23 protein-coding genes and 1 tRNA gene are annotated in these 21,922 nt (G+C 70.2%); 7 read left to right on the top strand and 17 right to left on the bottom strand.

The window, feature by feature from the left end:
* Positions 1–86: 86 nt before the first annotated feature.
* A complete protein-coding gene (gene gabT, locus FY549_RS01770; protein ID WP_149083557.1) occupies positions 87–1,430 on the top strand; it encodes a 4-aminobutyrate--2-oxoglutarate transaminase in 1,344 nt (447 codons plus the stop codon).
* Here gabT and FY549_RS01775 read toward each other — a convergent pair.
* Positions 1,414–2,094 (bottom strand): HAD-IA family hydrolase, encoded by a 681-nt coding sequence (locus FY549_RS01775; protein WP_149083558.1) that lies wholly within the window; start codon positions 2,092–2,094, stop codon positions 1,414–1,416. The two genes, gabT and FY549_RS01775, sit on opposite strands and share 17 nt — an antisense overlap.
* A gap of 32 nt (positions 2,095–2,126) precedes the next feature.
* Between FY549_RS01775 and FY549_RS01780 the strand changes: the two genes are divergently transcribed.
* Positions 2,127–2,834, top strand: coding sequence for a glutamine amidotransferase (locus tag FY549_RS01780; RefSeq protein ID WP_149083559.1), 708 nt, complete (start codon positions 2,127–2,129; stop codon positions 2,832–2,834).
* A 62-nt stretch (positions 2,835–2,896) separates the two neighbouring features.
* Here FY549_RS01780 and FY549_RS01785 read toward each other — a convergent pair whose 3' ends face one another.
* Positions 2,897–3,442, bottom strand: a complete 546-nt coding sequence (locus tag FY549_RS01785) for a carboxymuconolactone decarboxylase family protein (RefSeq protein WP_149083560.1) — start codon at positions 3,440–3,442, stop codon at positions 2,897–2,899.
* Positions 3,443–3,564: 122 nt separating this feature from the next.
* Here FY549_RS01785 and FY549_RS01790 point away from each other — a divergent pair, with 122 nt between their 5' ends.
* Positions 3,565–4,416: an AraC family transcriptional regulator gene (locus FY549_RS01790; RefSeq protein ID WP_149083561.1), complete on the top strand. Its 852-nt coding sequence runs from the start codon at positions 3,565–3,567 to the stop codon at positions 4,414–4,416.
* A gap of 2 nt (positions 4,417–4,418) precedes the next feature.
* Here FY549_RS01790 and FY549_RS01795 read toward each other — a convergent pair whose 3' ends face one another.
* From FY549_RS01795 to FY549_RS01830, 9 genes are all read right to left on the bottom strand, one after another.
* Entirely contained in the window at positions 4,419–5,531 is a 1,113-nt protein-coding gene (locus FY549_RS01795; RefSeq protein ID WP_149083562.1) for a DegT/DnrJ/EryC1/StrS family aminotransferase, read from the bottom strand.
* Between the two features lie 43 nt (positions 5,532–5,574).
* Positions 5,575–5,645: transfer RNA gene (locus FY549_RS01800), tRNA-Cys, on the bottom strand.
* A gap of 13 nt (positions 5,646–5,658) precedes the next feature.
* The gene (locus FY549_RS01805) at positions 5,659–6,906 is read right to left on the bottom strand and encodes an aminotransferase class I/II-fold pyridoxal phosphate-dependent enzyme (RefSeq protein ID WP_149083563.1); all 1,248 of its coding nucleotides are present in this window, start codon (positions 6,904–6,906) and stop codon (positions 5,659–5,661) included.
* On the bottom strand, positions 6,903–8,258 hold the full coding sequence (locus FY549_RS01810) for an aminotransferase class I/II-fold pyridoxal phosphate-dependent enzyme (RefSeq protein WP_149083564.1): 1,356 nt from the start codon (positions 8,256–8,258) through the stop codon (positions 6,903–6,905). Before FY549_RS01810 ends, FY549_RS01805 begins: the two co-directional genes overlap by 4 nt.
* Positions 8,259–8,307: 49 nt before the next feature.
* A complete protein-coding gene (locus tag FY549_RS16405) occupies positions 8,308–8,457 on the bottom strand; it encodes a hypothetical protein (RefSeq protein WP_159463170.1) in 150 nt (49 codons plus the stop codon).
* Between the two features lie 83 nt (positions 8,458–8,540).
* A complete protein-coding gene (locus tag FY549_RS01815; RefSeq protein WP_149083565.1) occupies positions 8,541–9,353 on the bottom strand; it encodes an ABC transporter permease in 813 nt (270 codons plus the stop codon).
* Positions 9,354–9,360: 7 nt separating this feature from the next.
* Positions 9,361–10,188 (bottom strand): ABC transporter permease, encoded by an 828-nt coding sequence (locus FY549_RS01820; protein ID WP_149083566.1) that lies wholly within the window; start codon positions 10,186–10,188, stop codon positions 9,361–9,363.
* A gap of 58 nt (positions 10,189–10,246) precedes the next feature.
* Positions 10,247–11,428, bottom strand: coding sequence for an extracellular solute-binding protein (locus FY549_RS01825; protein ID WP_149083567.1), 1,182 nt, complete (start codon positions 11,426–11,428; stop codon positions 10,247–10,249).
* A gap of 41 nt (positions 11,429–11,469) precedes the next feature.
* Complete coding sequence (locus tag FY549_RS01830) at positions 11,470–12,534, bottom strand: ABC transporter ATP-binding protein (RefSeq protein WP_149083568.1); 1,065 nt, start codon at positions 12,532–12,534, stop codon at positions 11,470–11,472.
* Between the two features lie 112 nt (positions 12,535–12,646).
* Here FY549_RS01830 and FY549_RS01835 point away from each other — a divergent pair, with 112 nt between their 5' ends.
* The 3 genes from FY549_RS01835 (at position 12,647) to FY549_RS01845 (ending at position 14,997) form a co-directional block, all read left to right on the top strand.
* Positions 12,647–13,438, top strand: a complete 792-nt coding sequence (locus tag FY549_RS01835; RefSeq protein ID WP_149083569.1) for a FadR/GntR family transcriptional regulator — start codon at positions 12,647–12,649, stop codon at positions 13,436–13,438.
* 37 nt (positions 13,439–13,475) lie between these two features.
* Positions 13,476–14,183 (top strand): cache domain-containing protein, encoded by a 708-nt coding sequence (locus tag FY549_RS01840; protein ID WP_149083570.1) that lies wholly within the window; start codon positions 13,476–13,478, stop codon positions 14,181–14,183.
* Positions 14,184–14,307: 124 nt separating this feature from the next.
* Entirely contained in the window at positions 14,308–14,997 is a 690-nt protein-coding gene (locus tag FY549_RS01845) for a DedA family protein (RefSeq protein WP_149083571.1), read from the top strand.
* Positions 14,998–15,054: 57 nt separating this feature from the next.
* On the opposite strand, the gene FY549_RS01850 is transcribed toward FY549_RS01845, so the two are convergent.
* Complete coding sequence (locus tag FY549_RS01850; RefSeq protein WP_149083572.1) at positions 15,055–15,537, bottom strand: universal stress protein; 483 nt, start codon at positions 15,535–15,537, stop codon at positions 15,055–15,057.
* Positions 15,538–15,581: 44 nt separating this feature from the next.
* Positions 15,582–17,015, bottom strand: coding sequence for an MFS transporter (locus FY549_RS01855; RefSeq protein ID WP_149083573.1), 1,434 nt, complete (start codon positions 17,013–17,015; stop codon positions 15,582–15,584).
* 141 nt (positions 17,016–17,156) lie between these two features.
* Between FY549_RS01855 and FY549_RS01860 the strand changes: the two genes are divergently transcribed.
* On the top strand, positions 17,157–17,942 hold the full coding sequence (locus FY549_RS01860) for a DNA/RNA non-specific endonuclease (RefSeq protein WP_149083574.1): 786 nt from the start codon (positions 17,157–17,159) through the stop codon (positions 17,940–17,942).
* Between the two features lie 16 nt (positions 17,943–17,958).
* On the opposite strand, the gene FY549_RS01865 is transcribed toward FY549_RS01860, so the two are convergent.
* Genes FY549_RS01865 through FY549_RS01880 form a run of 4 tightly spaced genes read right to left on the bottom strand, consistent with a single transcriptional unit; the run spans position 17,959 to position 21,817 of the window.
* Positions 17,959–19,047, bottom strand: coding sequence for an alkene reductase (locus FY549_RS01865; RefSeq protein WP_149083575.1), 1,089 nt, complete (start codon positions 19,045–19,047; stop codon positions 17,959–17,961).
* Between the two features lie 41 nt (positions 19,048–19,088).
* Positions 19,089–19,580: a MarR family winged helix-turn-helix transcriptional regulator gene (locus tag FY549_RS01870; protein WP_149083576.1), complete on the bottom strand. Its 492-nt coding sequence runs from the start codon at positions 19,578–19,580 to the stop codon at positions 19,089–19,091.
* A gap of 52 nt (positions 19,581–19,632) precedes the next feature.
* Positions 19,633–20,088: a MarR family winged helix-turn-helix transcriptional regulator gene (locus FY549_RS01875; protein WP_149083577.1), complete on the bottom strand. Its 456-nt coding sequence runs from the start codon at positions 20,086–20,088 to the stop codon at positions 19,633–19,635.
* A gap of 1 nt (position 20,089) precedes the next feature.
* On the bottom strand, positions 20,090–21,817 hold the full coding sequence (locus FY549_RS01880; protein WP_149083578.1) for an MDR family MFS transporter: 1,728 nt from the start codon (positions 21,815–21,817) through the stop codon (positions 20,090–20,092).
* Positions 21,818–21,922 lie beyond the last annotated feature (105 nt).

The following is a 21,922-nucleotide window of genomic DNA, read 5'->3' on the forward strand; positions in this document are numbered from 1 at the left end:
ACCCAAGTTTTGACATAGGCCAAAATCTAACATAGCTTCAGGGCACGTCGCTCAACCAGCGACGCCCCTGACGAAGGAGCCCGCCCATGTCCGCTTCCGGTCTGTTCTCCGGCGCCGTCCTATCGAGCCCCCTCCTGCGCACCGAGGTCCCCGGGCCGCGGAGCCGGGCGCTGCACGAGCGTCGGCAGCGGGTCGTCCCGCGCGGTGTCGGCAGCGTCCTCCCCGTCTACATCGCGCACGCCGACGGCCCCTGGATCACCGACGTGGACGGCAACCGCTTCCTCGACCTGGGCAGCGGCATCGGCGTGACGACGATCGGCCACACCAACCGCGCGGCCGTGACCGCGGCGGCGGAGCAACTCGACCGGGTCACGCACACCCTGTTCACCGTCACCCCGTACGAGGGCTACGTGCGCCTCGCCGAGCTGCTCGCGGAGAAGGTCCCCGGCACCCACGAGACCCGGACGGCGTTCGCGAACTCGGGCGCCGAAGCCGTCGAGAACGCGGTCAAGATCGCGCGGAGGCACACAGGGCGACGGGCGGTCGCGGCCCTGGACCACGCGTTTCACGGGCGCACGAATCTCGCGCTGGCGATGAACCACAGGGCCGCGCCGTACGGCTCCGGCTTCGGCCCGTTCGCGCCCGATGTCCATCGCGTCCCCAACTCGTACCCCTACCGCGACGGGCTGGACGGCGCGGAGGCGGCAGCACGCACGATCGCGTATCTCGAGCAGCGGATCGGCGTGCGCGATCTCGCTGCCGTCATCGCCGAGCCGATTCAGGGCGAGGGCGGTTTCGTGGTCCCGGCAGACGGCTTCCTGCCGGCCCTGCAGGAGTGGTGCACGCGAAACGGCGTGGTCTTCATCGCCGATGAGATCCAGACGGGGCTGGGCCGTACCGGGGCGTGGTTCGCCAGCACCCACTTCGGCCTCGTGCCCGACCTCGTGCTCACGGCGAAAGGTATCGCCGGCGGGCTGCCCTTGGCCGCGGTGACCGGTCGCGCGGAGATCATGGACGCTCCGGACCCGGGGGGCCTGGGCGGCACGTTCGGCGGCAACCCCGTGTCCATCGCGTCCGCGCTCGCGGTGTTCGACGAACTCGAGAACGGGACCTTCTTCGCCGACGCCCACCGCATCGGCGCGCACCTGTCCGCGCGTCTCGACGGTCTGCGCACCCGCCACCCTGTCATCGGCGACGTCCGAGGCATCGGGGCCATGCAGGCCTTCGAGGTGAGCGCTCCCGGGACGACGCAGCCGCTCGCCGGAGCCGCCACCATGATCGCGGAGTTCGCCGCTCAGCGCGGCATCCTGCTCCTGACGGCCGGCAGCGACGGCAACGTGATCCGCTTCCTTCCCACCCTCACGACGACCCAGGAGCAGCTCGACCTCGCGGTGGATGTCATCGACGAAGCCCTCAGCACGCTCCGCTGAGCACGCGGAGGCGCAGTGCCTCCCCGTCCCATCGCACCCGGGCCAGGTCATGCACGATCAGGTCCGGGGCGGCGGAGGCGGAGCACGCGCCCACCCCGACGACGAGCCCCGCGCCGGCCGCCCTGGCGGCGCGGATTCCCGGCGACGAGTCCTCGAAGACCACGCAGTCCCCCGGTTCCCGGTCGAGGAGGTCCGCGGCGCGGAGGTAGGGATCCGGCGCCGGTTTACCGCGGTCCACGTCCTCCGCAGCGACGAGCACGGTGGGCACGGGGACGCCCGCGCCGCGCATCCGTGCGGTCGCGACCTCCCTGTTGCTGCTCGTCGCGACCGCCCAGAGCTCGTGCGGCAGCGCGGTGAGCAGATCGGCAGCGCCGGGCATCTCGATCGTCGAGGCCGCGACGGCGAGCTCGCGCTCGAACAGGTCTGCCGTCGCCTCGCCCACGTGCTCGGGACTCACGACGGCCGCGACCACGTCGCTCGGCCGCATGCCGTGCGGCGCGTCGCGGAGGAAGTCGAACTCCGGGGCGTAGCGCCGCGCCCAGGTCTCCCACGCGATCGCCGCCGTCGGGACGGAGTCCACGAGCACCCCGTCGCAGTCGAACAGCAGTCCGGCCGCTCGGACCACCACCTCGGCACCTTCCCGTGCGTGTGCTAACTTTGGCATAGGTCAAATCTAGCCCAGGAGGCAGCGCCATCGTGTCGACCCCGCCCAGAACAGCGATCGCCCTTCGCCACGTCCCATTCGAAGATCTCGGGATCCTCGCGCCCCTGCTGACGGCGCGTGGCTATCAGACCACCATGCTCGACGCCGGCATCGACGACGTCGACCCGGATGCCCTCACCGCCGCGGACCTGCTCGTCGTCCTCGGCGGACCGATCGGCGTCTACGACGACGACCGGTATCCGTTCCTGCGCACCTCGAAGGCAGCCGTCACCGCTCGCCTCGACAACGGCGGCGCGACCTTGGGCGTCTGCCTCGGCGCGCAGCTCCTGGCGGAGGCCCTGGGCGCGCACGTGCGGCCGACCGGCGCCGTGGAGATCGGTTACGCCCCGCTCAGCCTCACCCCGGCGGGCAGGGACTCCGTTCTCGCACCGCTCGACGGTGAGCCCGTGCTCCACTGGCACGGAGACGAGTTCGCGATCCCCGCCGGCGAGCTCTCGCTCGCGAGCACTCCCGGGTTCCCCCATCAGGCGTTCGCGGTCGGCCGCACCCTCGGCCTGCAGTTCCACCTCGAGGCCGATCACCGGGCTATCGAGCGCTGGCTCATCGGCCACGCCCACGAACTCCACCACAACGGTATCGACCCGCGAACCATCCGCCGGCAGGCGCAGACCCACGGGCCGCGGCTCGAGACCCTCGCCACCCGCGTGCTGAACGACTGGCTGGACGCCGTCGAGGCCTAGACGACACCGGGCAGCGGAAGAGGCCGGACCCCCAGCGAATCCGGCCTCTGCTCCCCTCGACCTCAGGCGGCGCGACGCAGCGGCACCGTCGGGAAGTCGATCGGCACATCGAGCGCGATGTTCACGTAGTTCGTGAACAGGTTCAGCGCCACCTGACCGATCGTCTCGACGATCTGCTCGTCGGTCCAGCCGTGGGCACGGAGAGCATCGACGTCGGCCGAGGTCACCTGGCCCCTTTCCTCGACCAGCTTGAGGGCGAACGCGAGCAGGGCCGCCGTGCGCGGGTCGTCGGACTTGCCGTCCTGCGCCTCCGCCAGGACGTCCTTCGACAGACCGGCCTTCTTGCCGAGCGCCGTGTGCGCGGCGAGGCAGTAGCCGCACGAGTTGCGGTTCGCGACGGCGACGGCGATCTGCTCACCGAGTGCGGCGCCGAGCGTCCCCCCGCCGTAGGCACCGAAGGCGCTCCACATGCTGGTGAGGGCGGCGGGCGAGTTCGCCACCGCACGGAACATCGCCGGGACGGCGCCGAAGGCCGAGCCGATCTGCTCGAGCTGGTCCTTGACGGGGCCGGTGGCGGTCTCACGGTCGACGAGAGGGACGTTGGGCATGGGATGCTCCTTTGTTTCGAGATGAGCCGTGTTCGGCTTCCCCTCCAGTGTTCCCGCTTCTGCCGCACTTTGCGCATCATATGGTCTTGCTTTCATTGCAGATCGTCCAGAAGAATGGAGGCATGCCACCGCTCGATCGCCTCACCCCGTTGCTCGACCGCTTCCGCGTGCGCAGCCGCCTGTTCCACACCGGCCCCCTCTGCGGCACCACGGTCTTCGCGGCCAGCGCGGGGCACGGCTTCCTCCACGTGCTGCGACGCGGGGAGATGGAGGTGACGCACCAGCGCCCCGACGGCAGCATCGAGCGCGAGACCATCACGCGACCGAGCCTGCTCTTCTTCCCGCGCCCCCTCGATCACACCTTCCTCAACGCACCGACGGACGAATCGGACTTCGCCTGCGCGACGATCGACTTCGACGGCGGCGCGACGCATCCGCTCGTCCGCACCCTCCCCGCCGTGATCGTCCTGCCCCTCGATGAGGTCTCCACCCTCGAGCCGGCACTGGACCTGCTCTTCGCAGAGGTGGACAACGTGCGCTGTGGTCGCCCGCTGCTCGCGGACCGCCTGTTCGAGGTGGTGCTCATCCAACTCCTGCGCTGGATGCTCGATCACTCCGAAGAACTCACCCTGCCGCCCGGGCTGCTGCCCGGCCTGGCCGACGAACGCCTCGCGCCCGCCCTCGTCGCGATGCACGAAGCGCCCGGGAATCCGTGGACGCTCGATGCCCTCGCCCGGACCGCGGCGATGTCGCGCAGTGCCTTCGCGGCGCGTTTCAAAGAGGTGGTGGGCCGCGCACCCGGCGACTACCTCACGGAGTGGCGGCTCACGATCGCCCAGGAGCAGCTCCGCGCCGGGATGTCGGTGAGCGCCGTCGCCGCAGACCTGGGTTATGCGAGCGCCTCCGCGTTCTCCCGGGCGTTCGCCCAGCGGCTCGGCCGCTCCCCACGCGCCTGGCTCGGACTGGCGGCCTGAGCCTAGCCCCCCGCCGACATCACCGCGGCGACCCCCCTCACGATCCGGTCGAGGTGGCCGGCCGAGAGCGCGGGGTGGACGGGGAGCGAGAGCACCTCCCGTGCCGCTCTCTCGGTCTCCGGCAGCGCATCGGCCGGGGCATAGCGGGCCAGCGAGGGGAGCCGATGGTTCGGGATCGGGTAGTAGACCCCGGAGCCCACGCCGTGCTCGTCACGGAGAGCTTCGCGCACCCGATCGCGCTCACCCGCGGCGATCCGCACCGTGTACTGGTGGTACACGTGCACGGCCCCGTCGGCGACCGCCGGCACGGTGAGCCCGTCGATACCCCTCAGGGCGGAATCGAGGAAGGCGGCGTTCCGCTGCCGCTGCACGGTCCAGGCGGCGACCCGACGAAGCTGCACCCGGCCGACGGCGGCATGCACCTCGCTCATCCGATTGTTGTAACCGACGACCTCGTTCGCGTACTGGGTCTCCATTCCCTGATTCCGGAGCAGACGAACCCTGCGCGCGGTCTGCTCGTCGGCGCACGTCACCATGCCGCCCTCGATCGCGGTCATGTTCTTCGTCGGATACAGGCTGAACATCCCGAAAGCACCGATGGTGCCCACGGGGCGCCCTCGCCACGAGGCGCCGTGCGCCTGCGCGGCGTCCTCGTAGACGTCGAGCCCGTGCTCACGGGCGACCTCCTCGATACCGTCCACGAGGAACGGATGCCCGTACAGATGCACCGGCATGATGCCCTTCGTACGGGCGGTGACGGCAGCGCGGACCCGCGCCGGATCCAGGGTGAAGTGCGTCGGCTCGATGTCGACGAACACGGGCGTCGCACCGGCCAGCACCACCGAGTTCGCGACGGCCGCGAAGGTGAAGGACGGCACGATCACCTCGTCGCCGGGACCGACACCGGAGGCGAGGAGCCCGAGGAGCTGACCGCTCGTCCCGGAGTTCACGGCGACGGTCGTGCGGCCGTCGGCGAACTGCGCCGCGAACTCCTCCTCGAACGCCGCGACCTCGGGCCCTTGCGCGAGCATTCCGCTGCGGAGCACCCGTTCGACGGCCGCCACTTCCTCGTCGCCGATGAGCGGCGCGGCGGCGGGGATGAGGTCCTTGTGCATGGAGATGCCCTTCGTCGGGGAGGCTCGGAGCGAGCCGGATCGGAGGTGGAGGCAGGATTCGAACCTGCGTACGCGGTCTTGCGGGCCGCGACCTGGCCACTCGGTCACTCCACCGGGTCGGATATCGTCATGCCCCCGGCGGCGAATACCCCTGCAGGAAGCGACCGAAGCGCTGCACCGCGTCGACCAGGGTGCCCACCTCGGGGAGGAAAGCGATGCGCACGTGGTCCGTGTCCGCACCGTTGAAGGCGCGGCCGTGCACGAGGAGGATGCGCTCGGCGTCGAGGAAGTCGAGCACCAGCCGCTCGTCGTCGACGATGCCGAAGACCTCCGGGTCGAGGCGCGGGAAGAGGTAGAGCCCGCCGCCCGCCTCCTGCACCTCCACGCCCGGAATCGCTCGGAGCGCCGCCGTGGCGGCGTCGCGCTGCACGGTCAGCCGCCCCTGCGCCGAGACGAGGGCGTCCAGCGAGGTGTCCTGGTTCAGCGCCACGGTGATCGCGTGCTGCGCGGGCACCGAGGCGCACATCCGCATCGACGCGAGCAACCGCACCCCGGAGAGGAAGGGGTCGTCGCGGGCGAACCCGGTCGTGAGCGCCCATGCCGCGCGGTACCCCGCGACGCGGTGGGTCTTCGACAACCCGGCGAAGGTGACACAGGGCACATCGGGTGCGACCTGCGCCATCGACACGTGCGCGAAGCCCGGATACACGACGCGATCGTAGATCTCATCCGAGAGCAGCAGCAGCCCATGGCGGCGGGCCAGCTCGGCGATGCCCTCGAGCGTCGCGCGGTCGTACACGGCTCCGGTCGGGTTGTTCGGATTGATGACGACGATCGCGACCGTCCGCGGGCCGATCGCCGCCGCCATGGCTTCGAGGTCGGGGAGCCAGCCCGACTCCTCGACACAGGGGTAATGCACCGGCGTGCCCCCGGCGAGCACCGTCGACGCCGTCCACAGCGGATAGTCGGGGCTCGGGATGAGCACCTCGTCACCGGGCTCCAGCAGCGCCTGCAGGGTGAGGCCCACGAGCTCGGAGACGCCGTTGCCGACGGTCACCGCGTCGATCCCGAGGGCGGGGAATCCGGGGCGGCGCGCATAGTGCGCGCGGATGGCCTCCCGCGTCTCCGGCAGGCCGGGGGACTCGGAGTACCCGTGGGCGTGCGGCAGGGCCGCCCGGAGCGCCTCGACGATGACCGGCGGCGCCTCGAAGCCGAAGGGGGCCGGATTGCCGATGTTCAGCCGGAGGATCTCCTCACCCCGGGACTCCAGCTCTGCGGCCCGCTCCGCCACCGGCCCGCGCAGGTCGTAGAGGACACCGTCCAGCCGGGACGAGCGCCCGATGCGAATCGCCTCCCGGACGTTCCTCTCGGTCATACGTCCGCCTCCGTGGCCGCAGGGCCGGCCGACGCCGCCACGTCGTCGGCGAGTCGCCGCAACTCGGCGTCGTCGAGATCGTGCACGGTGAGACGGAGGTGGTGCGCACCGGCGGAACCGGGCTCCAGCGCGAACTCCGACCCCGCTCGGACGAGCCAGCCACGCCGCGCGAGCCGGGCGGCGACGTCGGGAGCCTCGTCGCGGACGTCGACCCACACGTTCAGGCCGCTCTCCGCACGGACGTCCAGGCCGCGCGCGGACAGAAGGGCCGCGAACGAGCGATTGCGGACGGCGTACCGGCCGCCCGCCTCCGCGATCAGGCGATGCACCTCGTCGTCGCGCAGCATGGCCGCGGCGAGCTGCTGCATGACATGACTCACCCACATGGTGCCGGGGCTCAGCCGGAGGGCGAGCCGCTCGGCGGTGACCGGATCGGAGGCCGTGAGGGCCAACCGCATGTCGGGGCCGAGGAACTTGGACACCGACCGCACCAGAGCCCAGCGCTCCTGGGCGGGCCCGATGATGCTCGCGTACGGAGTGGGCGCCAGCAGCGAGAAATGGTCGTCCTCGATCACGAGGACGTGCGGATACGGCGCGAGCACCTCACGCAGCTCGGCGGCCCGGGCGGGGCTGATGCTGACGCCGGTCGGATTGTGTGCGCGGGGCGTGCAGACGACCGCGCGCACGCCGCTCTCCAGCGCCTCGCGCAGCCCGTCCACCGTGATCCCCTCGGCATCGACCGGGATGGCGACGGGGGTGTAGCCGGCCAGACGCGCGGTCTGGATGCTGGAGAGGAAGCAGGGGTCCTCGAGTCCGACCCGGTCGCCGTGCACCAGCGTCTGGGCGAGCAGCCGCTCCACCGCGTCGACGGCACCGGCCGTGACGGACAGCCGGAAGGGACGCGCCTGATCTTCGGCGATCCACCGCGTCGCCCATTCGGCGAGCCCGGCGTCGATCACGGACTCGCCGTAGAGGACCGGCGTCGGCTGGACCGCTTTCAGAGCGGCCGCCAGATCGGGGAGCAGCGCCGGCTGCGGGTTGCCGCTGCCGATGTCCCGCAGGGCGGTCCCCGGGGTGAAGCCCTCGTCGTGGGTGGCGGCCGGACCGAGCACCGTCGTCCCGGTTCGCCCGCCGGTGGTCGCGATGCGCGCGTTCACGAGCGAGCGGTACGCGGCGAGCACCGTGTTGCGGTTGACACCGAGCCGCTCGGCGAGGGTGCGGACCGGCGGCAGACGATCACCGGCGACGAGGGTCCCCCGCTCCACGAGGTCGCGCACGCTCTCCGTAATCTCCGCAGCGGTGACACCGCGGATCGCCTCGGTCCCACCGTCTCTGCTCTCCGCCGTGCCCATGTCTCGACGGTAGGGGAGATTTTGGCCTATGTCAAAATATCCCACCCCGTCAGGGACGGTCGTCGACCTCCACGCCGTCCTCGATCTCCTCCGGCTCCAGGTCGGTCACGTCGACCTCGGGGGTGTCGCCCTCGCCGTTGTTCGCCGTCGGCGGCTCCCCGTGGAACCCGGTCGTCTCGTCCTGTCGCGGATCGCTCATGATGCCTCCTCGGTTGGTGTGCCCCCAGGATCGCGGAGGACCGGTGGGGCCGGCGAGCGCCTTGACAACGCCCATACCGTCCGTCAGTCCCTCTCCCCCACCTCCCGCCCCAGGCGCTGCGTGATCCACACCGGGATGAAGGATGCCAGGATCACCACGGTCGCGACGACGTTGACGACGTTCGCCTCGTTGGGCCTGGCCATCTGGTTCATGATCCAGAGCGGAAGCGTGTCCACGCCGGGAGGCGCGGTGAAGATCGTCACGTACACCTCGTCGAAGCTCAGGGCGAAGGCGAGGATGGCGCCCGCGATGAGCGCGCTGCGGAACTGCGGCAGCGTGATCAGCAGGAACGTCTGCCACGGCGTGGCCCCCAGGTCGCGTGACGCCTCCTCGATTCCGGGGTTCATGCGACGCAGGCGCGCGAGGACGTTGTTGAAGACCATCACGATGCAGAACGTCCCGTGCGCGATGATCATCCCGAAGAACCCGACCTGGATGCCGATGGGTTCGAGCAGGCGGTTGTAGGTGTTGTTCAGCGCGACACCCGTGACGATTCCGGGGAGTGCGATCGGCAGCACGACGAGGAGGTTCACCGCTCGCTGCCCGAAGAACGAATAGCGCTGCAGCGCGAAGGCGACGAGCGTGCCGAGCACGACCGCGATCACGGTGGCGCCGGCCGCGACGAGGACCGAGTTGAGCAGTGCCGCGCGCACCGCGTCGCTCGTGAAGGCCTTGCCCCACCACTCGAGGGAGAAGCCGGGGACGGGCCAACTCGCGATCCGTGCGGCGTTGAACGAGTTCAGCACCACGAGTGCCAGCGGGATGTACAGGAACGCGAGGACGATCGCGACGACGACCCCGAGGACGATCGTGGAGGTGCGGGAGAGTCTCAGCATGGCGGCCTCACATCCTTTCCAGAGCCCCGGTGCGCTGGACGCTCACGAGGTAGACGATGACGAAGGCGATGGGCACCAGCGAGTACGCGGCGGCCAGCGGCGGGTTGAGGTTGATGTTGGAGGCGATCACGCTGCCGATCATCTGCGTGTCACCGCCGACGAACCGCGCGACCAGGTAGTCGCCGAGGCTCAGGGAGAAGGTGAACACGGAGCCGGCGATGAGCGCGGGGCGGATGAGCGGGAGCACCACGGTGACGACGGTGCGCAGCGCTCCGGCCCCGAGATCGGCGGACGCGTCGAAGAGGTTCGGTGGCAGTTGACGGATCGCGGTGTACACGGGCACCGCCATGTACGGCAGCCACAGATAGGTGAGAGTGAGCACGACCGTGACGATCGTGAAACCCGGCCCCGAGATGCCGAACGGTGCCAGCGCCCAGTTCGCGAAACCCTGCTCCGTGAAGGTGATGCGCATCGCGAGCACCTTCACGAGATACCCGGCCCACAGCGGCAGCGTGATCGACACCGCGAGCAGCGCACGCAGCCACGGAGAGGCGACCTTGGCCATGAAGATGCCGAGCGGAACCGACACGAGCACGGCGAGGACGGTCACGGCGAGCGCGATGCCGAGGGTGCGCAGCGACGTGGAGAGGTAGGCGGGGTTCACGAAGAGCTGTTCGAAGTTGCGCAGCGTGAACCCCGGCTTCACCTTCGACGTGAACGGATCGGTCACCCAGAACGCCGTCACCAGCAGCATGACGAGGGAGAAGATGTAGATCCCGACGAGCCAGGTCAGCGGGAGGGCCAAGAGTCCGGCGATGCGGAGACGACGCTTCATTTCGGTCCCGTTCTATGAGGAGGAGGCGAGGGGCGGGAAGCCCGCCCCCCGCGGCGGATCAGCCCTTCACCGAGAGCCAGGCGTCCGTCCACTGCTGGAAGTTCGTGCACGTGACGTCGGTGCGACCGTCGATGCACTGTTCGATCGGGGTGGTCCAGAACCACACCTTCTCGAAGTACTCCTCGTCGGTGGCGTTGTAGTAGTCGCAGTGCGCCTGCGCTTCCTCGCTCGTGTCGCAGAACGCAGCATTCGCGGGGGCCATGCCGAAGTTCATCGCGATGGCGCCGTTGACCTCGGGCGAGGAGGCGTAGTCCATCCAGGCATAGGCGCAGTTCGGGTTCTTCGACTCCGCGGCCAGCATCCAGGCGTCAGACCACCCGGTGGAGCCCTCCTCAGGCAGCACGCTCTTGAACTTGTCGTCCTCGGCGAGCTTGCGCAGCACCTCCCAGGAGGTGCCGACGACCGTGGTGCCGCCGGCGAACGAGGTGATCTGCGCCGCGGGGTCGGACCAGTACTCCGACACGATGTCGTTCTGCTGCTTGAGCAGGTCGACCGCGGCGGCGAGCTGCTCCTCGTCGAGCGCGTACGGGTTGGTGATGCCCAGGTCGGGCTCGTGCGCCATCAGGTACACCGCGGCGTCGGCGATGTAGATCGGGGCGTCGTAGGCGATGACCTTGCCCGCGTAGGGGCTGTCCTTCTCCCACGCGATGTCCCAGCTCGTGGGCTCTTCGGTGACGACCTCGCTGTTGTACTGGAGGATGTTGGCGCCGCGGCCGATCGGGATGCCGTACGACTTGCCGTTGATGGTGTCGTAGATCTGGCCCTTCATCCCCTCGACGATGTCGTCGCCGAAGTTGGGGATGAGGTCGAGGTTCAGCGGCTGCACGTCGCCACCCGCGATGAGCCGGAGACTCGCGTCGCCGGAGGCGGACACGAGGTCGTAGTCGCCGGTGCGCATGAGCTGGACCATCTCGTCGCTCGTGCCGGCGACGCGGCGGTTGACGACGCACCCCGTCTCGGCCGTGAACGCATCGCTCCATGCGGGCTCGACGAACCCGCTCCACGCGATGATGTTCACCTCCTTCTCGTTGTCGCCGAGCTCGTCCATCATCGCGATGTCGGGGACGTCGATCTGGATCTCGCCGTTCCCTTCCGGGGCGGCCTCGCCGCCGGAACAGGCGGAGAGGGTGAGGGCGGCGACGGCCGCCAGGGCCGAGGCGGCCAGGGTCTTGGTACGCATGGATCGCTCCTTCGTGATCGGTGCTGAGGGGGACGGGTGTTTCAGGGCAGCCGCGCCGCGTGGTCGGGAGACCAGACGGCGCGGACGTGGTCGCCGCGGCGGATGTCGGCGGCGTCGGGGAGGGCGTTCGGCCGCTCGACGATCAGGTCGAGACCGGCGTCGGCGGAGACCAGGTAGCGCGTTGCCGGTCCGGTGTAGATCACTTCACGGACGGTGCCTGCGAGCGCGACCTCACCGTCACGGAGCACGGCGTCAGGGGCGACGAGCCGCAGCCGCTCCGGGCGGACGCTCATGGTGACCTTCTCCCCCGTGAGCTGAGCGGTGACATCGGCCTCGATGAGGTTGGACAGCCCGAGGAAGCGCGCGACGAAGGCGGTCTGCGGCGCCTCGTAGACCTCCCGCGCCGTCCCGATCTGCTCGATGCGGCCGCCGTTGAACACGGCGACCCGGTCGCTGAGGGTCAGGGCCTCCTCCTGATCGTGCGTGACGAAGATGAAGGTGATGCCCACCTCGCGTTGGATCTGCTTGAGCTCGATCTGCATCTGTTCGCGGAGCTGCTTGTCGAGCGCCCCCAGCGGCTCGTCCAGCAGCAGCACCTGCGGGCGGAGGATCAGTGCCCGCGCCAGGGCGATGCGCTGCCGCTGCCCCCCGGAGAGCTGATGCGGGAGTCGGTCAGCGACGTGGTCGAGGCGCACCTGCTCCAGCGCCCGCTGCACGCGCTCCTGACGCGCCGTCTTCCGCTCCCTGCGGATGCGCAGCCCGTACCCGACGTTCTCGGCGATGGTCAGATGCGGGAAGAGCGCGTAGTCCTGGAACACGGTGTTCACGGCCCTGGCATGCGGCGGGGTGCGCGTGACGTCGGCCCCGGAGAGCCGGATGATTCCCGTCGTGACGTCCTCGAAGCCGGCGATCATCCGGAGCACCGTCGTCTTCCCCGACCCCGAAGGTCCGAGCATCGACAGGAACTCCCCCGGCGCGACGTCGAGGTCCAACCCCTGCACCGCGGTGACGTCGCCGAAGGATTTCGTGACCCCGGAGAGCGTGACCGCACCGGCGACGGATACCGGATCGGAAGGGGCGGGGTCGGGCAGGGCCGTGGCGATCATGTCGCTCCTCGGGTCGTCGTCGAACGGGAGAGTTCCCTAAACGTATAAAACTAGATGTAATAGTTCAATAACGAATTATCACGACTCGCCAACGGAGGGGCAGAATCGCACCATGGGATCGAGCACCGCGCCGCACACGGCCACCGATTCCGCAGTCGCGACGGCGCCGGACGATCTCCCGCACCCCCACCGCCTGCAGGGCGCTCTCTTCCAGCCGATCGGCGACGAAGGGCGCGCCGAGCTCGTCGAACGACGCCTCGTCGACGCGATCACGCGCGGTCACATCCGTGCCGGTGAGCGCCTCCCCTCCGAGGCAGACCTGGCCAAGAGCCTCGGCGTCGCCCCGGTCACGGTGCGGGAGGCACTGCTCGCCCTTCGCGGGCGTGGCCTGGTCGTCACCCGCCGCGGCCGCAACGGCGGCAGCTTCGTCGCTCCGCACGCCGACCCGCTGTCGTTCGCCGAGGAGGCCCTGCGCTCGACCTCGCGCCTCGCCCTCCGTGACCTCGGCGCCCACTACGCCGCGATCACCGGAGCGTGCGTCCGCCTCGCGGCGAAGCGGGCCGATCCGAGCGAGGCGCAGCAGGCGCGGGACCGCCTGCAGCGCCTGGACGGACTCGGCGGCGAGCAGCAGCGACGTCTCCTCGACGACGTGCAGATCGAGGTCGTCGCCCTGAGCCAGTCGGCGCGGCTCACCAGGGAGCAGATGAAGCTGCAGGCCGAGCTCTCGCCCTACCTGCGGCTGATCGCGCACGGCACGGACGACCTGCGACGGCAGGCCACGCACCTGCGCGCCGTCATCGACGCTGTGGAGGCCGGCGACGCCGACGCCGCGGGAGCGCGAACGGAACGGATGGTCACGGAGACCATCGACGCACTGATCCGGCTGCAGTCCGCGGCCGGATAGCCCAGAGCATCACCATCGACGTGCACAGGAGGACGCGATGAGCATTGCCACAGACACCGCCATCCAGGCCGCGGCCCGGATCGTCGAAGAGTACTTCGCCGACCCCGTCCGCACGCTCCGCGGCTGGGTCGACCCCTTCGCCGCCGAAGTCGCCGCGACCCGCAGGATGGGACCGCTCACGATGGCGAAGATCGACGCGCTCGTGGAGCCGTACGCCCTCGCCACCCTCGACCTGCGCACCGTCCCCGTGTACGGCGCCGGATTCATCGCCGCCATCGACCTGGTCTCCGATGCCCGGAGCCACCTGTCGTGGTGGCAGGGCGACGAGCGGCGTCAGCTCGTGCTCGCCTCGCAGTCGGTGAACAAGGAGAACATCGACTACAGCGCCCTCGAGTGGTATCGCGTGCCCATGACGAGCGGGATGCCGCACGTGGCCGGCCCGTACGTCGACTACCTCTGCAGCGACGAGTACACGATCACCATCGCCGTACCGGCCGAGGTCGACGGGACCCGCATCGGCGTCGCGGGGCTCGATCTGCTCGTCTCCGCCGTCGAGCGCGACCTCACCCATCGGTTCGCCGCGTTGGGGCGAGACGTCACGCTCACCAACGGCGTCGGCCGCGTCGTCGTATCCACGGATCCACGGTGGGCGACCGGGGACTCCGTCCGCGGCAGTCGTCTCGCCGAACTGCCGCGGGTGGCGTGCGCCGGCGTCGCGCTGGACGTCATCGTCGACCCCTCGTGACACGCCCTCGTCGGCGCACGCAGGGAGGGTCCAGGTACGCCGGATAGCGTACAGACGCGGCCGGCCCTCACGGACCGGGTTCCCGCACCCCACACGATCACCGCGATCCCCCACAGAGGACACGATGACCCCCGGCTCCCCGCCCCTCGCCGCTTCCGCTCCCGGCTACGACGGCTTCATCGGCTGGGTGCTCAGCCTCATCGAGACCCTCGGCGAGGTGGGCGTCGGTCTCGCCGTGCTCATCGAGACGTTCGTCCCGCCGATCCCCTCCGAGGCGATCCTTCCCGCGGCCGGATTCCTCGCCTACGACGGGCGGATGAACGCCTGGGGCGCCTGGGCCGCGGCCACCATCGGCGGACTGGTGGGGGCCTGGATCTGGTACGCACTCGGCGCCGCGGTCGGCCGGGACCGCACGCGGCGCATCGTCGGACGCATCCCTCTCCTCGACCACGACGACTTCGACAAGGCCGAGGCGTTCTTCGCGCGGTGGGGTGGCGGCGCCGTGCTGTTCGGCCGCTGCGTCCCGCTCGTGCGCTCGTTCATCTCGATCCCGGCCGGCATCGAGCGCATGCCCCTGTGGAAATTCACGCTGTACACGCTGCTCGGCTCAGCGGTCTGGAACGGCATCTGGATCGGCCTCGGCTTCGCTTTCGGCCCTGCCATCCGGCCGATCCTCGAACAGTGGAGCGGCGTGCTCTCCGACGTGGTCGTCGGCCTGCTGATCCTGCTGCTGCTCGTCTTCATCGTCCTGCGCATCCGTCGCCGGATGCGGGAGGCGGCGGCACGCCGCGCGGAGGACAACGGCCCGGCCTGAGTGCCCTCCGTCCGGCGGCTTCACAGAGAAGTCCGCCGAGACGAAGAGCACCGGGAGTCAGTCCCTCGGAGCGACAGAACGAGCGGCGGCGGCGTCGGAGGGGATGACCAGCGTCGGCCTCGTGGCATGGTGAAGGACGTTCGCGGAGGTGCTGCCGAGGACCGTCGCGGCGAGCCCCCGTCGGCCCCGCGATCCGAGGACGATGAGCGTGCTGTCGCGTTCCTCCGCGGCGGCGATGATCGCCTCCGACGCGGAGACGACGCTGGACGACACCAGCGGTTCGGCGCGGAGGCCGAGCGTGCGGGCGAACTCCGCTCCTTCAGCCGCGACCTGCTCCGACGCGTCGAGGAGCGCCGCGTCCACGCCCTCCAGTCTCTCGAGCACCGGGTGCCCCTGAAGGTGCGCCGCAAGACCCTCCATCGGCTGCCGGGCGAAGAAGATCACGGCCTCCGCCCCCGGGAACAGGGCCGCAGCGGCCTCCACCGCTGCGCGGGAGTTCGGGGATCCGTCGTAGGCGATCAGGACTCTCGGAATGGACATGGTGGTCTCCTTCGTTCGGCGGGGCAGTTCCGGTTCCGCGGTGTTCACAGCGTGCGGGTGGAGATCGTCTCCACCGTCCGGTCGGGTCGGCGGGTGCGGAAGAGCACCGCGACGAGCAGGGCGCCCACCAGGGCGATCCCACCGGCCGCGACGAACGCAGCCGAGTATCCGGCAGTGAGGGCCTCGGCGTCGCCCAGGTGGCTCGCGCCGAAACCCGCGGCGACCGCCGACACCGCCGCGAGGCCGATCGCCGAGCCGACCTGATAGCTCGTGTTGACGATGCCGGAGGCGAGCCCGCCCTCCTCCGGCGGCGCAGCCGAGATGGCGACCTGCAGGGACGGGATGAACGCGAGGGCCTGCCCGAATGCGACGACCAGAGACGGCCCGAAGGCATCGACCCAGTAGTTCCCGTCCGGGCGGATGAAGGCCATCCACCCCAGGCCGGCGGCGAGGACGATCAGCCCGAGCACGATGGGCACCTTCGGCCCGAAGGCGGCGATCACCCGCGGGGCCAGCACGATCATCCCGATCATGATGAGGGCGGTCATCGGCAGCAGCGCAGCCCCGGCGGGGAAGGCACTGAAACCGAGCACCTGCTGCAGGTAGAGGTTGAGGAAGAACCACAGGGGGATCCACGCGGCGCCGAGCAGGACCTGCGCGAGGTTCGCGGCACCGAGGTTCGGGGATCGGAAGATCGACAGGCGCATGAGCGGCTCGCGCTTCACGCGCTGGATGAGCAGGAACAGCGCCAGCAGGGCGACACCCGCGCCGATCGCGATCCAGGTCTCACCGGCACCCCACCCGACGACCTCGGCGCGGACGATGCCGTAGACCAGGGCGGCGAGGCCAAGAGTCACCGTCAGAGCGCCGATCACGTCGACGGAGCCCTTCGCTCCGAGCTTTCCTCCGGGGAGGGAGGGCCACATCACCGCGAGGACGAGCACCGCGATCGGGACGTTGATGAAGAAGACCCACGGCCACGAGGCGAACTCGGTGATGACGCCACCGAGGAACACACCGGCGGTACCACCGGCCGGGGCGGCCGCGCCGTAGAACGCCATCGCCTTCGTGAGCTCGCGCGGGTCGCGCGCGAAGAGCATCATGAGCAGCGTGAGCGCGGCCGGAGCGATGAGGGCCGAGCCAGCCCCCTGCAGCACCCGGCCGACGAGCTCGGTGGCGACATCACCCGCGAACCCCGCGACCAGGGAACCCGCCCCGAGGATGACCCAGCCCGTGGCGAACATGCGCCGCGGCCCGAACAGGTCGGACAGGCGCCCACCGAGGAGCAGCAGGCCGCCGAGGGCGATCACGTAGGCGTTGAAGACCCAGGAGAGGGTGTTCGGGGTGAACCCGAGATCCTCCTGCATCCGCGGCAGCGCCACGCCGATGATGGACGCGTCCATGATGACCATGAACTGCGCCAGGGCGATGAGCGTCAGCCCCCACCATCGCGCGGGACTTCTCGTTGACGATGACACGTCGTGCTCCATTTCCGTCGGGAAGAGACGCCGGTCGGCGTCTCTCGTGTTAATACCCTAGGGGGGTATGGTATTCCCAGCAAGAGGCGAGCTCCGTCGGCGACAGTGCCCGATGTCGGCGGGGCCGGGCACGATGGAGGCATGACGGATGGCTACGACCCCGACTTCCTCGGCATCCCGGTGCCGTTGCCCGTGCCGCCGATGCCCGTGCGCTCACTGCCGGCACCGCGGTTCACGGTCCTGCTGGATCCGGAGCGGCGCCTCGCCGCGGTGACCGCCGTCACCATCGACGGCAGCCGCCTGCGGGAACTGCCGCGAACGGGTGAGTGGCGGCTCGACCCGCGAGTGCCCGCGGAGGAGCAGACGGGTCCGACGGTCTACGCCCGGAACGACCTCGACCGCGGACACCTCGTGCGCCGGCGCGACCCGGGATGGGGCGAGCTCGACGAGGCACGCATCGCGGCGGAGGCGACCTTCACCTATCCGAACGCCGCCCCCCAGGCGGCGGGCTTCAATCAGTCGAAGGATCTCTGGCTCGGGCTCGAGGACCACGTGCTCGCGTATGCCGAGACCACGGCGGAGCGTGTCTCGGTGTTCACCGCCCCCGTCCTCGCTGAGACCGATCCGCCGTACCGAGGCATCCGGGTGCCCCTGCGGTACTGGAAGATCGCAGCCTGGCGCGCGGAGGACGGGCTCGCGGCCGCCGCTTTCGTCCTCGACCAGTCCGAGCTCGTGGACACCCGGGAGGGCAGCCTCGCCCTCCCACCGCTCGGAGCTTTCCGCACCTTCCAGGTGCCGGTCGCCGCGGTCGCCGCCCTCACCGGTGTCGACCTCGGCCCGCTGCCCGACGCCGACGTCCTCCCCCGACGCGGGGTGCGCGAGACCGGGTGGCGCCCGCTGCACACGGCCGACGACATCGTCGTGTGACAGCGGGCGCTCCGCGTCATTCGCCGGCGCGCGCGACCTCCAGGGACGGGTAGTCGACGTATCCCTCCGCCGTCGAGCCGTAGAACAGCTCCGGGCGCGGCTCGTTCAGCTCGGCGCCGGTCCGCCAGCGCTCGACGAGATCCGGATTGGCGATGACGGGACGGCCGGCCGCGACCGCGTCGGCCCAGTCCTCCGCCACCAGCTCCTCGGCCGCGGCGCGCGTGGTCTCGACGCCGAAGCCGGTGTTGACGATCAGCGGCGCGCCCGCCGCCCGACGGATGGCCTGGACGAGCTCTCCCGCGGGCTCCGCGTGCAGCACGTCGACGAAGGCCAGACCCAACGGCGCCAGCCCCTCGGCGAGCGCGGTGTAGGTGGCGAGCACGTCGGTCGGGTCGTCCTCGATGACGCCCTGGATGCCGTGGGCGGGCGAGAGGCGGATGCCGGTGCGGTCGGCGCCCACGGCGTGGGCGACGGCCGTGGTCACCTCGATCGCGAAGCGAGCGCGGTTCTCCGGCGAGCCGCCGTACCGGTCATCGCGGACGTTGGAGACCGGGGACAGGAACTCATGGACGAGGTAGCCGTTGGCACCGTGCACCTCGACGCCGTCGAAGCCCGCTGCGATCGCGTTGCGCGCGGCTTGGACGAACTGCTCGACGACCACGGGGATCTCCGCGAGGGTGAGGGCGTGCGCGACGGGCAGATCGGCCTTGCCCGCGAGCGTGCGTGTCTGGCCGGGGGCCGCGAGGGCGCTCGGCGCGACGACGCGAGGCTCCCCCGAGATGTCCGGGTGGCCCACCCGACCGCCGTGCATGAGCTGCATGACGATGGTGCCGCCCTCCGCGTGCACGGCGTCGGCCACGCGTCGCCATCCCTCGAGCTGAGCGGGGGTGACGATGCCCGGCTGCCCCGGGTACGACTTGCCCTCGAGAACGGGCCAGACGCCCTCCGAGATGATCAGCCCCTGTCCCGCACGCTGACGGTAGTACTCCTCGACCATCGCGGTCGGCACGCCGTCGGCGTCCGCGCGCGTGCGGGTGAGCGGCGCCATCACGACGCGGTTGGACAGGTGCAGCGAGCCGAAGTCGGCGGGATCGAAGAGAGTCACAGAGGGACCAAGGCCCCCGCCCGCCACTGTATTCCCGTGAATCAACCGCCGAGGTCGGCGACGAGGTTCGCGAAGTGGTCGAGGTCGGCGGCGGTCCAGCCGCGCAAACGCTCGCCGATGCGCCCCTCGTACCGGGAGCGGGCGAGGGCCACACGCTCCTCGGCCAGTGGCGTGGCGACGAGGACGCGAGCCCGGCGGTCCTCGGGATCCGGGATGCTCTCGACGAGCCCGAGCTGCTCGAGTTGACGCACCTGCCGGCTCACGGCGGACTTGTCGGTCTGCAGCCGCTCGATGAGAGCTCCCGCCGTCGTCGCCCGCCCGGTGAGGATGGAGGTCAGCACCTGGTACCCGAGCGGCTGCAGATCCGGGTGCACAGTGGCGGCGGCCTCCCGCCAGCCGACGCGGATGCGGGCGAACAGGCGCCCGAGCTCATGCTCGACGCGGGCGACGGCCTGGTCGAGATCGTCGATCGCGGCGCCGTCCGTCGGGTCGGACGCCTCGGCGCCGGCGGGGTCGACGGTCGAGGCACTCATGCCGCCAGTGTACGGCGAAGCCCCGCGGCCGGTTGCGGCGGCGGGGCTTCGCTCAGACCTCGGCGAGGAGCCGGAACACCTTGGATGCGGCCTCGACCTCGGTGGGCGTGAGCTGGTCGATGACCGCGCGGAGCCGCGTGCCGTACTCGCGACGGACGGCCGTGAGCGCGGTGCAGGCGGCGGGCGTCGCGGTGAGCACCCGCAGCCTGCCGTCGCGCTCGTCCGGCACCGAGGCGATCAGACCGAGATCCTCCAGCATGCGCACCTGGCGGCTGACGACCGACTTGTCCATCTCGAAGCGCTCGGCGAGCTCGTGCGCGCTGGCCGAGCCCGCGCGATCGATGAACGTGAGCAGCTTGTACCCGGCGACCTGCAGCTCCGGGTGGACCCGGGACGCCGATTCCTTCCACAGCGACCGGGTCCGCGCGAAGATCAGGTTGAGATGCGCCTGGAGGTCGCTGAGGGCGGTGTCGACGTCGGGGGTGACGACCGCCTCGGACGAGATCATGTCAGCGCTCCCGCTTCCGATCCTCGCGCTCGAGCACGCTCACCGCACCGGTGGTGGCGGCCGGCTCGGCCTGCCCGGTCCGGATCGTCCCGGTCGAGAGGTTCGCCCCGACTTCCGCCTCGGAGACCTCGATGACGGACTCCTCGGCCTGCTCGCGCAGCTGCTCCGCGGCGTTTTTGGTCGACAGCGGCTTGTTCTTGATGAACGTGATCGCGATGATCGCGATCACGGCCAGCGGGATGGCGAGGATGAACGCGTCCGCGATGCCGTGCCCGTAGGCGCTCTCGACGATCGTGCGGATCGTGTCGGGCAGCTCGCCCACCTTCGGCACGTCACCCGAACCCAGTCGCTCCAGGGCGCTGATCTCGTCGGGCGTGGTCGGGGTGAAGCCCTTGAGGCCGTCCTTCATGAAGTCGGCGACGCTCGTGGAGAGCAGCGACCCCATCACCGTCACACCGATGGTGCCGGCGATCGTGCGGAAGAAGTTGACGTTCGACGAGGCCGCGCCCAGCTGCTGCGGAGCCGTGTCGTTCTGCACGATGAGGGTCAGGTTCTGCATGACCATGCCGAGCCCCGCGCCGAGGACGAACATGTACACGGCCACCAGGGTGAACGGGGTGTCGTAGCGCAGGGTCGCCATCAGGCTCACGCCGATCGTGGCGAGGATCGAGCCGGTGACCATCCAGCCCTTCCACTTGCCGAAGCGGCTCACGAGCTGGCCGATGATGATGGACGCGCCCATCTGACCGATGATCATCGGGATGGTCATCAGACCGGACTCGGTCGGCGTGGCGCCACGGGCCAGCTGGAAGTACTGCGCGAGGAAGACCGAGGTCGCGAACATCGAGACGCCGATCGCGATCGACGCGATGACCGACAGCGTGAAGGTGCGGTTGCGGAACAGCGACATCGGGACGATCGGTTCCTTGACGAAGAACTCGACCGCGACGAAGGCGGCGATCGCCACACCCGCGGTCACGGCGAGCGCGATGCTCGTGCCGGAGTCCCAGTCGAACTGGTTGCCGCCCATGGAGACCCAGATCAGCAGCGTCGAGACGCCGACGGCGAGGAGGACGATGCCGAAGTAGTCGATGGACACCTTGGTGTCGCGCTGCGGCTTGGGCAGGTGCAGCGTGAACTGCAGCAGGACGAGGGCGACGATCGCGAACGGGACGCCGACGAAGAAGTTGGCGCGCCAGCCCCACGCATCAGTGATCACGCCGCCGAGCAGCGGGCCGCCGATGGTGCCGAGGGCCATGATGCCGCCGACGACACCCATGTACTTGCCGCGCTCGCGCGGGGAGATGATGAGGGCGACGGCGATCATGACGAGCGACATCAGGCCGCCGACACCGATGCCCTGCACGACGCGGACGGCGATGAGCATGTTCGTGTCGGTGGAGAAGCCGGCGATGACGGTGCCGACGGTGAAGAGGATGAGCGAGATCTGGATGAGGACCTTGCGGTCGACGAGGTCGGCCAGCTTGCCCCAGATCGGGGTCGAGACGGCGGTCGCGAGGAGGCTCGCGGTGATGACCCAGGTGTACTGCGACTGGGTGCCGCCGAGGTCGGCGATGATGACGGGCATCGAGGTCGAGACGACCGTGCCGGAGAGCACGGCGACGAACATGCCGACGATGAGGCCGGAGATCGCGGTGAAGACCTCGCGGGCCGAGCGCGCGGTCTCGGAAGAGGATGAGGTGTGTGTCACGGGGGAATGCTCCTGCATAGAAAGTTGATCGAGATCAACCATACGCCGATAGTTGCTGTTTCGCAACTATCGTTGCGTCTACCTCACCGCGGGGATGCGGTCAAGGACATCGCCCCGACTGGC

The organism is Microbacterium sp. 1S1 (assembly GCF_008271365.1).
Taxonomy (GTDB): domain Bacteria; phylum Actinomycetota; class Actinomycetes; order Actinomycetales; family Microbacteriaceae; genus Microbacterium.

Coding starts and splice junctions, on each gene's coding strand:
- gabT (WP_149083557.1), top strand. CDS start 87: ATGTCCGCTTCCGGTCTGTTCTCCGGCGCCGTCCTATCGAGCCCCCTC.
- FY549_RS01775 (WP_149083558.1), bottom strand. CDS start 2,094: ATGCCAAAGTTAGCACACGCACGGGAAGGTGCCGAGGTGGTGGTCCGA.
- FY549_RS01785 (WP_149083560.1), bottom strand. CDS start 3,442: ATGCCCAACGTCCCTCTCGTCGACCGTGAGACCGCCACCGGCCCCGTC.
- FY549_RS01790 (WP_149083561.1), top strand. CDS start 3,565: ATGCCACCGCTCGATCGCCTCACCCCGTTGCTCGACCGCTTCCGCGTG.
- FY549_RS01795 (WP_149083562.1), bottom strand. CDS start 5,531: ATGCACAAGGACCTCATCCCCGCCGCCGCGCCGCTCATCGGCGACGAG.
- FY549_RS01805 (WP_149083563.1), bottom strand. CDS start 6,906: ATGACCGAGAGGAACGTCCGGGAGGCGATTCGCATCGGGCGCTCGTCC.
- FY549_RS01810 (WP_149083564.1), bottom strand. CDS start 8,258: ATGGGCACGGCGGAGAGCAGAGACGGTGGGACCGAGGCGATCCGCGGT.
- FY549_RS16405 (WP_159463170.1), bottom strand. CDS start 8,457: ATGAGCGATCCGCGACAGGACGAGACGACCGGGTTCCACGGGGAGCCG.
- FY549_RS01815 (WP_149083565.1), bottom strand. CDS start 9,353: ATGCTGAGACTCTCCCGCACCTCCACGATCGTCCTCGGGGTCGTCGTC.
- FY549_RS01820 (WP_149083566.1), bottom strand. CDS start 10,188: ATGAAGCGTCGTCTCCGCATCGCCGGACTCTTGGCCCTCCCGCTGACC.
- FY549_RS01825 (WP_149083567.1), bottom strand. CDS start 11,428: ATGCGTACCAAGACCCTGGCCGCCTCGGCCCTGGCGGCCGTCGCCGCC.
- FY549_RS01830 (WP_149083568.1), bottom strand. CDS start 12,534: ATGATCGCCACGGCCCTGCCCGACCCCGCCCCTTCCGATCCGGTATCC.
- FY549_RS01835 (WP_149083569.1), top strand. CDS start 12,647: ATGGGATCGAGCACCGCGCCGCACACGGCCACCGATTCCGCAGTCGCG.
- FY549_RS01840 (WP_149083570.1), top strand. CDS start 13,476: ATGAGCATTGCCACAGACACCGCCATCCAGGCCGCGGCCCGGATCGTC.
- FY549_RS01845 (WP_149083571.1), top strand. CDS start 14,308: ATGACCCCCGGCTCCCCGCCCCTCGCCGCTTCCGCTCCCGGCTACGAC.
- FY549_RS01850 (WP_149083572.1), bottom strand. CDS start 15,537: ATGTCCATTCCGAGAGTCCTGATCGCCTACGACGGATCCCCGAACTCC.
- FY549_RS01860 (WP_149083574.1), top strand. CDS start 17,157: ATGACGGATGGCTACGACCCCGACTTCCTCGGCATCCCGGTGCCGTTG.
- FY549_RS01870 (WP_149083576.1), bottom strand. CDS start 19,580: ATGAGTGCCTCGACCGTCGACCCCGCCGGCGCCGAGGCGTCCGACCCG.
- FY549_RS01875 (WP_149083577.1), bottom strand. CDS start 20,088: ATGATCTCGTCCGAGGCGGTCGTCACCCCCGACGTCGACACCGCCCTC.
- FY549_RS01880 (WP_149083578.1), bottom strand. CDS start 21,817: ATGCAGGAGCATTCCCCCGTGACACACACCTCATCCTCTTCCGAGACC.